This is a genomic window from Streptomyces sp. Ru72 (assembly GCF_002920635.1).
Lineage (GTDB): Bacteria > Actinomycetota > Actinomycetes > Streptomycetales > Streptomycetaceae > Streptomyces.
In genome coordinates this window covers 1-9,061 of record NZ_PQSR01000173.1, presented here as the reverse complement: position 1 = coordinate 9,061, position 9,061 = coordinate 1, and the positions used below count along the sequence as shown (strand labels likewise).

Below are 9,061 nucleotides of genomic sequence, written 5' to 3'. Positions count from 1 at the left end.
CCCAGTAGACGACCTCGGCCTCGTCGATCGAGAAGCCGTGATCGTCGGACGCGGTCAGGCAGGGCGCCTCGCCGACCGCGCAGTCGACGTCGGCCACGGCGCCGCACGACCGGCACACGACGTGGTGGTGGTTGTCACCGACGCGCCCCTCGAAGCGGGCGGGGCTGCCGGCCGGTTCGATACGGCGTATGAGCCCCGCCGCCGTGAGCGCGTGGAGGGCCTCGTACACGGCTTGAAGCGAGATGTGTCCTACGCGGTCGCGCACTCCGGAGGCGATCGCCTCGACGCCGAGGTGGTCGCCTTCGCGGACGGTCTCCAGCAGCGCGACGCGGGCCGCCGTCACACGCAGGCCGGCACCGCGCAGCTCCTCGGCGGTGGTCGGAGTCCGGGATGCGGTCATGGCGTCGAACCTACCCTCCCAAACACGAATAGTTCAAGAAAACGAGCAAACCAAGTTTGACGCGTCGCGACGGGGGCCGCGCACCCGGCCCGCTTGAAGCCGCCATGACACGAAAAGCTCGCTTCCCACCCCTGGCCCCGGTGACGCGGCGACCGGTATACAGACCCCGGTGAACGTGCGCCGGCCGCCGTCCTACGCGGGCTCCGCGCCGTTCCGGCCTCAGGGGGAGGACTTCCATGGCGCACGCCGGGCTTTCCACGGCGCACGACACGCATTCGGGCGGAGCGGCGGGACGTGGAGCGGCCGGACGCCGCCGATGGCCGCTCGCCGTGGGCGCGGCCCTCGGCGGTTGCGCCCTCTTCGTCACCTCGACGGCACCTGCCGCGGCACACGGCGCGGGACCCGGCCGCGACACGCACTACGTGTCACTCGGGGACTCCTACACCTCCGGCCCCCTCATCCCCCGGCAGGTGGAGGCCGCCTGTGCCCGCTCCGACCACAACTACCCCTCGCTCGTGGCGGCGGAGCGACGCGTGACCGTGTTCAAGGACGTGAGCTGCGCCGGAGCGACGACCGACAACATGTGGAAGGCGCAGGGCACCAACGCGCCCCAGCTCGACGCGGTGCGGCTCGACACCGATCTGGTGACGGTTCAGGTCGGCGGCAACGACATGGGTTTCGGCTCCATCATCGCCACCTGCGCGCGCCTGAGCTCCGAGGACCCGACGGGAGATCCGTGCCGGCGCTTCTACGCCTCATCCGGGACAGACCGGTTGACGCTCGCCGTCGCGCAGACGGCGCCGAAGGTGGACCGTGTCCTGCGGGCCGTGCACGCCAGGGCACCGCACGCGCGGGTGCTCGTCGTCGGCTACCCGGACCTCCTGCCCGACGACGGCAGCGGCTGCTATCCCTCGGTTCCGTTCGCGTCAGGGGACTTCCCCTATCTGCGGGACACCGAGAAGCGACTGAATGTGATGCTCCGTCTGGTGGCCGACTGGAACCGGGCGGAGTACGTCGACACCTACGGTCCCACGCGCGGCCACGACATGTGCAAGGCCCCTGCCGACCGCTGGGTCGAGCCGTTGCAGCCGAGCTCGCCCGCGGCCCCCGCGCACCCCAACGCCCAAGGAGAGGAAGCCATGGCGCGGGCCGTGCTCGAGCGCTTGAGCGAGGGACGCGCACGCCACTGAGGGGGCGCTCCCCCAACCCCGCCCTTGCGGCGGATCCGGACGCTCGGCCGAGGGAGATCGTCCGTGCCGGTGTGACGTTCCCTACTGACCCCGAATGAAACCTGGCGAACGGGCAACGTTCCCCTTCATGCCCGTTCGCACACCCCCGGTAGATGACACGACGACGGCGCCCCGGACAGCGCCCGCCGCCACCGACGAGCCCGCCACAAGGGTCCCTCCCTCCGCTCCGGCGCCCTCGCTGCCGTCCCTCACCGGACTGCGCTGGATGGCCGCGCTGCTGGTCTTCGGACTGCACGTGCGCAACTTCGGCTATTTCGGAGGCTCTGGCGGCCACATCATGACCTGGGCGTTCGACGCCGGGGGCACCGGGGTGTCGTTCTTCTTCATCCTGTCCGGGTTCGTTCTGATGTGGACCGCGCGGCCGAACGATCGCACGCTCTCCTTCTGGCGGCGGCGCATCGCCCGCATCTTTCCCGTCCATCTGGTCACCGCCGGAATCGCGCTGCTCATGGTCTACACGCCGCCCCATCTGGCGAAGCCGACGGTGGCCGAGGGAGTGGCCAACGTGCTGCTGGTGCACTCCTGGCGGCAGTCCTGGTGGCAGACGCTGAACCCGGTCAGCTGGTCGCTGGCCTGCGAGGCCTTCTTCTACGCCGCGTTCCCGCTGATGGTGGTCGTCCTGCGCCGTCTGGGACCCCGGGCGTCGGCGACGCTGGCCGGGGCATCCGTACTGGCGGTCCTGGTCCTCGCCCGGGCGGACGCCCACGAGTGGGTGAGCCAGTCGCTGTACTCCCTCCCCGCCGCCCGCCTGCCCGAGTTCGCCCTCGGCGCCGCCACCGCCCGGCTGGTGCGGCTCGAACGGTGGCGCGGTCCCGGCCTGGAGGCCTCACTCGCCCTGGCGATCATCGGCTACTTCCTCGTGCCGCAGATCACCGACGGGGGTTACCCGGCCACCGCCTGCACCCTCATCGGCTTCGCGCTGCTCATCCCGGCGGCGGCCGTCGCCGACCTGCGCGGGCTGCCCTCGCTGTGGCGGCACCGGCGACTGGTGCGACTGGGGGAACTCTCGTTCGCGTTCTACATGATCCACCTTCTGGTGCTGCGGGCCGGCACCAGCCTGCTCGGCAGTTCTCCCCACTTCGGCCTGCCGACGGCCGTGGTCACCACCGCCATCGCGTTCGGCCTGTCCCTCGGCCTGTCCTGGGTGCTGTACGAGGCGGTGGAACGCCCCGCACGACGGCTGCTGCTCCGCGGCCGCCGCTCCTCCCGCACACAGCCGGCCCCGAAGGCCGCCAGGCCGGAGCCCATCGCGCCCACCCGCGAGGCTCCGGCCGCGGCACCGGACTGACCGGGGCGCCCGCACGGCGCGTGCGCGGCGGCGCTCCCATCGGGGTGACGCCGCGCACGCCCGCATCGGGCTCGCCACTGGGTGGACCTCACCGGGGCCCGGGGGCCGGATCGTCACCGGTGCGGGAGCGGCATCCGTCGTGGACGAGGTCGTCACCGGTGAGCCCGGCCCGCTCCTCGCGGCCTTCCGTCCGGGCCGCTTCGGCCGACCCGGCCCGGAGCGGCAGGGTGCGCCGGAGGCACGCTGCCGCTCCGACGTGCCGGTCCGGCGCCCCAGGCTCTGACACGTCGCCGCGGCACCAGTCGGCCCCACTTGTGGGGCCCGTCCGCTCACTGCCCGGCCGGAGGCTGAACGTCGTAGACGAGCAGGCCGTCCTCGCGCAGGCGCACTCCCTGGCTGAGGGAGTGTGGGACGAGGCGGCCGTCGTGCATCAGATGCAGGACGGGCCGCCCGCGTGCGAGCACCACGAAGTCGGCGATGAGGCGACGGTGGCAGCGCCACCAGACGGCCTCTCCGCACATGACGGCCGTCCGGCGCTGTGCGGCCTCCTCGAGGAGCAGCGTGATCGCGTCGACGAACTCGGCCGTCCGGGTGTGCCCGGCGTATCCACGGAAGGACTCGTTGCGCCACACGGTGTCGGGTGAGTCGTGCGGCACCTTGCGGAATCCGCCCAGTCGCGGCTCCCAGCGGTAGGCGATCCCGCACTCGGGCAGCCATTGCCGCAGCCGCTCCCTGCCGACGTCCGGGTTGCGGCGGCTTCCCGGCGCGGTCCTGACATCCACCACGGCGGCGATCCCCGCCGCGCGCAACAGGTCCGAGAGCCGGTCGCGGTCCGCCGTACCGTGTCCGAAGGTGACGAGCGCCTGTTGCCTCATACGTCCAGGATCGTCCGAACGCCTGGTCCCGCAGCCGCTCCGGCTCGGGGGCCGACCCGGATGGTGGGTCCTCGCCGTGCGGTTCGGTTCACCGTGTCGCCTCGCCTCCCTCCACCAGGGCGTCCAGATGGAAACGTGCCGTGTCGGCGTGGATGCCGAGCCGCTCCGCGACCTCGGTGACGCCCAACGGCCGGCCCGCCGCGCGCAGCGCCTGCAGCACCTGCCGCCTACGAGGGCGCTCGGGCGCACCGCTCACGGGGCCCACCCCCTTCTCCGCCGCGGCCGCGGACCGGCCGCCGGCCGGACACCTCCGACAATTTCTACGAATATCACCTGGAACAATAGAGTTCACCTACGCACCGGACGAACGGCCCTCGATGACTGACCCCTCCGCCCCCGCACCGGACGGCATGCCCGTGGACACCCCCGTTCCACGCCTGTTGTGCGACGTCCGGGCCCTCACCGGCATGGCCCCGGAGTCGGCCGGTGCCGTGTGGAAGCTCGCCGAGTCCGGACGCCAGCTCGACGCCAACCTCATCCGCCTGCCCGCCCGGCAGCGCGTGGACACCCACACCGAGCCGGACCTGGACGTCCTTCTCCTGGTCGTCAGCGGCGACGGCACCCTCGGCGGCCCCGACGGGCCACGCCGTCTCACCGAGGGCACGCTGCTCTGGCTGCCGCGCGACTCCACCCGCAGCGTCACCGCGGGGGAAGACGGCCTGTCCTACCTCACCGTCCACAGACGCCGCCCGGGCATGCAGATCCGCCGCCGCTGAACGATCCCCGGCTCGGCGCCCGTCACGGCGCATCTTTTTCGGGGCTCGGCGGGGCCATACAGGACGAAATCAAGCGATTTGGCGCCACATCGGGCCATGCCGGACCATGGGTCCGCCCCGGCGATCCCGGGCACCAGTTCGATGAAAGGCGCACCACCCCATGCACGTCACCGGAACCGTCCCTCCGTCGGCTCCGGCCCCTCAGGAGGCCCTCGAGGCCCCCGTCCCCGCCGAGGACTCCAGCGGCGACACCGGCAGGCACGTCCGCCGATTCGGGCTGCCCGTCGCCACCACGCTGGTCATGGGCAACATCATCGGCGGCGGCATCTTCCTGCTCCCGGCCTCCGTCGCCCCGTACGGCACGGTCAGCCTGGTCGCCTTCGGCGTCCTGACCGTCGGTGCCATCGCCCTTGCCCTTGTCTTCGGACGGCTCGCCGAGCGCGACCCGCGCACCGGTGGGCCCTACGTCTACGCCCGCGAGGCGTTCGGTGACTTCGCCGGCTTCCTCGCCGCCTGGGCGTACTGGATCACGACATGGGTGTCGAACGCGGCGCTCGCCGTCGCCGCCGTCGGCTACCTCGACGTACTGATCCCGGTGAACGGTCACCGCTGGAGCGCCTGCCTGGCCGCACTCGTCCTGCAGTGGCTGCCCGCCCTGGCCAACTTCGCGGGCACCCGCTACGTGGGCGCCGTGCAGTTGGTGTCCACCGTGCTGAAGTTCGCACCGCTGCTGCTCGTCGCCGTCGGTGGGCTGTTCTTCTTCGACCCGCGCAACCTCGGCCCGTTCCACGCGGGCGGCGGCAGCGCGGTCGGCGCGGTGTCCGCCTCCGCCGCGATCCTGCTCTTCTCCTACCTGGGTGTGGAGTCCGCCGCGGTCAGCGCGGGCGAGGTCAGGAACGCCCGGCGCAACGTGGGACGCGCCACCGTCATCGGCACTCTGGGCGCGGCGCTGGTCTATCTCCTCGGGACCCTGTCCGTCTTCGGCACGGTCGCGCACGACCGCCTGGTGAAGTCCGCCGCGCCCTTCTCGGACGCCGTCAACGCCATGTTCGGCGGCAGTTGGGGAGGCTGGGCCGTAGCGCTCGCCGCGCTCGTGTCGATGACCGGCTGCCTCAACGGCTGGACGCTGCTGAGCGCCCAGACCCCCTACGCCGCGGCCAAGGACGGCCTGTTCCCCGCCCCCTTCGCGCGCCGGCGGCGGGGCGTCCCGACCGTCGGCGTCGCCGTCACCGTCGTCCTCGCCTCGCTGCTCACCGTCTACAACTACACGGCGGGCTCGGCGAAGGTCTTCGAGATCCTGGTCCTCGTCACCACGTTCACCGCGACTGTGCCCTATCTGCTGGCCACCGCCGCGCAGCTCTTCCACCTCGTCTCGGGGCGGCACGGGCCGGTCGACCGGGCGCGGCTGGTGCGGGACGCCCTGGTCGCGTCGGTCGCGGCCGCCTTCTCACTGTGGCTCGTGGCGGGCGCCGGGTACGCGGCGGTGTACCAGGGCGTGCTGTTCCTGTTCGCGGGGGTCGTCGTGTACGCGGTGCTGGCGGCCTGGCGGCAGAGGACGGCCTGATCCCACGGCGGCCGTTGCCGTCGCGGCCCGGCCGGCCCGGATGCCCGAGGGAGTGCCGCCTCTCAGCGGCGGGACCCGGCCGTGCAGACCTTCAAAGGCGGTTGACGCCGATTCCGTCCGGTTGCCTGGCGCAGCGGGGGGTACTCGCGCCCGCAGCGTTTCGCTGGTTGCACTGCTCGGTGACGGTGACGGTGACGGAGGACAGATGAAGGGCCCACGTTCCGGGTTCCGGTCGGCACTGCATGACTCCTCGGAAATGGTGGGGGGCCGATACCGGTTGGGAGCCGGGATCGGCAGGGGAGGCGCCGCCGATGTCCATGAGGCGTTCGACGTCCGCCTGGGTCGGGAGGTGGCCGTCAAACTCTTCCGGCCGGACACCGATCCGCGGATGGAAGAGCGGTTCTCAGAGGAGGCCGTCCTCCTCGCGCGAATGCAGCACCCGGGGCTGGTCACCATCTACGACGCCGGCCGGCACGGGGAGCGCGCCTACCTGGTGATGCAACTGATCAAGGGCGAGACGCTGCGCACGCGTCTGGCCGCCGGGCCGCTGCCCCCGGGGCGCGTCGCCGAGCTCGGTGCCGCCCTCGCGCAGGCGCTCGCCCATGTGCACGGCGCCGGCATCGTGCACCGTGACGTCAAGCCGTCGAATGTCCTGCTGAACGCCTCCGGAGCCCCTCACCTGGCGGACTTCGGCATCGCCCGACTGGTGAACGCCACGCGGCACACGGCCTCCGACATACTGATCGGGACCGCGGCCTATCTGGCCCCGGAGCAGGTCATGGGCAAGGACGTGGGACCGCCCGCCGACGTCTACGCGCTCGGCCTGGTCCTGCTGGAGTGCCTGAAGGGCGAACTGGAGTACGACGGCACCCCGTTGGAGTCCGCCGTGGCCCGCCTTCACCGCGAACCCGCGGTTCCGCCCTCGGTGCCCCACGAGTTGGCCTGCCTGCTGCGCGCCATGACCGCTCAGGACGCCAAGGCCCGTCCCGACGCCGAGCACTGCGCCCAGGCCCTGTCCGCTCTGCGCGCCGATACGCGGGTCCCTGCCCGCACGGGTGGTTCCGCGGTCGGGGGAGCCGAGGAGCTTCCGCTCGAGCCCACGGTCGTACATCCGCGCACCGGAACGGGACATGCCGGCACAACGAAACACACACGCCGCCGTACAGCGGGCGCCGTCCTCACCGCGCTCTCGGCCACGCTGACGGCCACTCTCGTCATGGCTCCGGGCAGCAGCGACACCAACGCCGAACGGCCCGGATCCGGCCCGCCCGCCTTCCCGTCGGCCCAGTCACCGACCAAGACCGCGACCAGGGAAGCACCGTCCACGGCGGTTCCTCGACCGACCGCGTCCACGCTCCCGTCCGACTCGAGGACTTCCCGCTCCCCCGTGTCGAACGGCTCGGACGACGGCAAGGGAACTGACGACCGTACTCCACCAGGGACCGCATTCCGCGACGCCCGAGAACCGAAGCAGAAGACCAAGAAGAGCGCGGATTCCGGGACGCCCACGGATTCCGGGACCCCCACGGATTCCGGCACGGCCGCGGATTCCGGGACGCCCAGGGATTCCGGCACGGCAGGCGCGGCAGGGCAGGTCGGGAAGACCAAGAAGTCCCAGGTGTCCAAGGGACACGAAGACCACGGTTGACCCGTGTGCAGCCGGACGTGGGGAGACATGAGTTCGGTCTGCTGGGCCGCACGGCCCGGCAGACCTGCCCGTCACACTGTCGCCAGTGTCCCGGCAGGCAATGTTTGCCCGTCAAGGAGCGGCGCCCGGCGCGTGCTCTGGGGGTCCCCCTGCTCGAAGAGCTTGGGGGAGTGCCGGCCGGAAGCCCTCGTACTGGACGTACTTGGGCTTTCGGCCGGCGCGGCGAGAGTGGGGGCACCCCCTGCTCGAAGAGCTTGGAGGAGTGCCGGGCGCCGCGACGGGGCGAACGTTGCCTGCTGGGGCACTAGCTGCGACGCCCGGACGGATCGTGCGCGAGCGCGTCCCGGTCCTCGCCGGGCGCGGGCCCGGAACCGACGGATTCGGCGGCCGTTCCGGGCGGCGCTCCCTCCGCGCGGTCACCGTGCCCCGGCCACCACGCCGCGTGGCCGATCAGCGCGGTGAGGCTCGGCGTGAAGAACATCGCCATGACGAAGGCGGCGACCGTGATGCCGAAGGAGACCGCGAAACCCATCTCCGTGAGCAGCGAGTTGCCCGCCAGCATCATGGTGGCGAAGGTCGCCGCCAGGATGAAGCCCGCGGCGGCGACAGTCGGTCCGGCGTGCCTCAGCGCCATGCCGGCCGCCTCGCGTGGCTCGCGGCCCTCCCGGGCCTCCTCGCGGAGCCGGGCGATCATGAGGATGTTGTAGTCGGTGCCGATGGCGACCACGAAGAGATACATGATCACCGGGAGCATGAACATCAGCCCCGGATGCCCCTGCCCCTCCTGGAAGATCCAGACGGTGGCGCCGAGGGTCGCGCCGAAGCCGAGGCCCACCGAGGCGATCAGGTACCAGGGGGCGACCACACTGCGCAGCAGCAGTCCCAGAATGACCATGATCAGGACAGCGGCGACAGGGAAGACCGTCCGGTAGTCGTGGTTGACCGCTGCGTTGATGTCCTTGTAGATCGAGGACATGCCGCCGACGAGGGCCTCGGTGCCCTGTGGAGCGGAGGAGTGGGCGACGTCGCGCACCCTGCCCACGGTGTCGATCGCCTTGTCCGTCGACGCCTCGTACTTGAGCGTGACGGTGAAGTCCGCGGTGGTTGCGTCCTTGTCGACCTGGGTCATACGGGCGCTCGCGACGCCGTCCACGGCGCCGAGCTTCTTCGCGTACGCGTCGAAGGCTGTCTTGACCAGCGGCTTGCCGTCGGTGCTGGAGAGGTAGACGTCGGTGGGGGCGGCGGCGCCCGCCGAGTACG

At 71.8% G+C, this 9,061-nt stretch carries 9 protein-coding genes; 5 read left to right on the top strand and 4 right to left on the bottom strand.

Going from position 1 to position 9,061, the window contains the following annotated elements:
• The coding region (locus tag C3488_RS38190) for a Fur family transcriptional regulator (protein WP_103845430.1) at positions 1-400 on the bottom strand (400 nt) is incomplete at its 3' end.
• A 236-nt stretch (positions 401-636) separates the two neighbouring features.
• Here C3488_RS38190 and C3488_RS38185 point away from each other — a divergent pair.
• Both C3488_RS38185 and C3488_RS38180 read left to right on the top strand, forming a co-directional pair.
• The gene (locus C3488_RS38185) at positions 637-1,590 is read left to right on the top strand and encodes an SGNH/GDSL hydrolase family protein (protein ID WP_103845429.1); all 954 of its coding nucleotides are present in this window, start codon (positions 637-639) and stop codon (positions 1,588-1,590) included.
• Between the two features lie 127 nt (positions 1,591-1,717).
• The gene (locus C3488_RS38180) at positions 1,718-2,938 is read left to right on the top strand and encodes an acyltransferase (protein ID WP_103845428.1); all 1,221 of its coding nucleotides are present in this window, start codon (positions 1,718-1,720) and stop codon (positions 2,936-2,938) included.
• A gap of 329 nt (positions 2,939-3,267) precedes the next feature.
• Here C3488_RS38180 and C3488_RS38175 read toward each other — a convergent pair whose 3' ends face one another.
• Both C3488_RS38175 and C3488_RS38170 read right to left on the bottom strand, forming a co-directional pair.
• Positions 3,268-3,813, bottom strand: coding sequence for a DUF488 family protein (locus C3488_RS38175; RefSeq protein WP_103845427.1), 546 nt, complete (start codon positions 3,811-3,813; stop codon positions 3,268-3,270).
• Between the two features lie 88 nt (positions 3,814-3,901).
• Positions 3,902-4,069: a helix-turn-helix domain-containing protein gene (locus C3488_RS38170; protein WP_103845431.1), complete on the bottom strand. Its 168-nt coding sequence runs from the start codon at positions 4,067-4,069 to the stop codon at positions 3,902-3,904.
• A gap of 121 nt (positions 4,070-4,190) precedes the next feature.
• On the opposite strand from C3488_RS38170, the gene C3488_RS38165 reads away from it, so the two are divergent.
• From C3488_RS38165 to C3488_RS38155, 3 genes are all read left to right on the top strand, one after another.
• The gene (locus tag C3488_RS38165; RefSeq protein WP_103845426.1) at positions 4,191-4,589 is read left to right on the top strand and encodes a cupin domain-containing protein; all 399 of its coding nucleotides are present in this window, start codon (positions 4,191-4,193) and stop codon (positions 4,587-4,589) included.
• Between the two features lie 160 nt (positions 4,590-4,749).
• Positions 4,750-6,153: an amino acid permease gene (locus tag C3488_RS38160; protein WP_103845425.1), complete on the top strand. Its 1,404-nt coding sequence runs from the start codon at positions 4,750-4,752 to the stop codon at positions 6,151-6,153.
• Between the two features lie 205 nt (positions 6,154-6,358).
• Entirely contained in the window at positions 6,359-7,801 is a 1,443-nt protein-coding gene (locus C3488_RS38155) for a serine/threonine-protein kinase (protein WP_181139365.1), read from the top strand.
• Between the two features lie 304 nt (positions 7,802-8,105).
• Here the strand turns inward: C3488_RS38155 and C3488_RS38150 are convergent.
• Positions 8,106-9,061, bottom strand: a 956-nt coding sequence (locus C3488_RS38150) for an MMPL family transporter (protein WP_181139364.1), incomplete at its 5' end; no start/stop codon positions are given.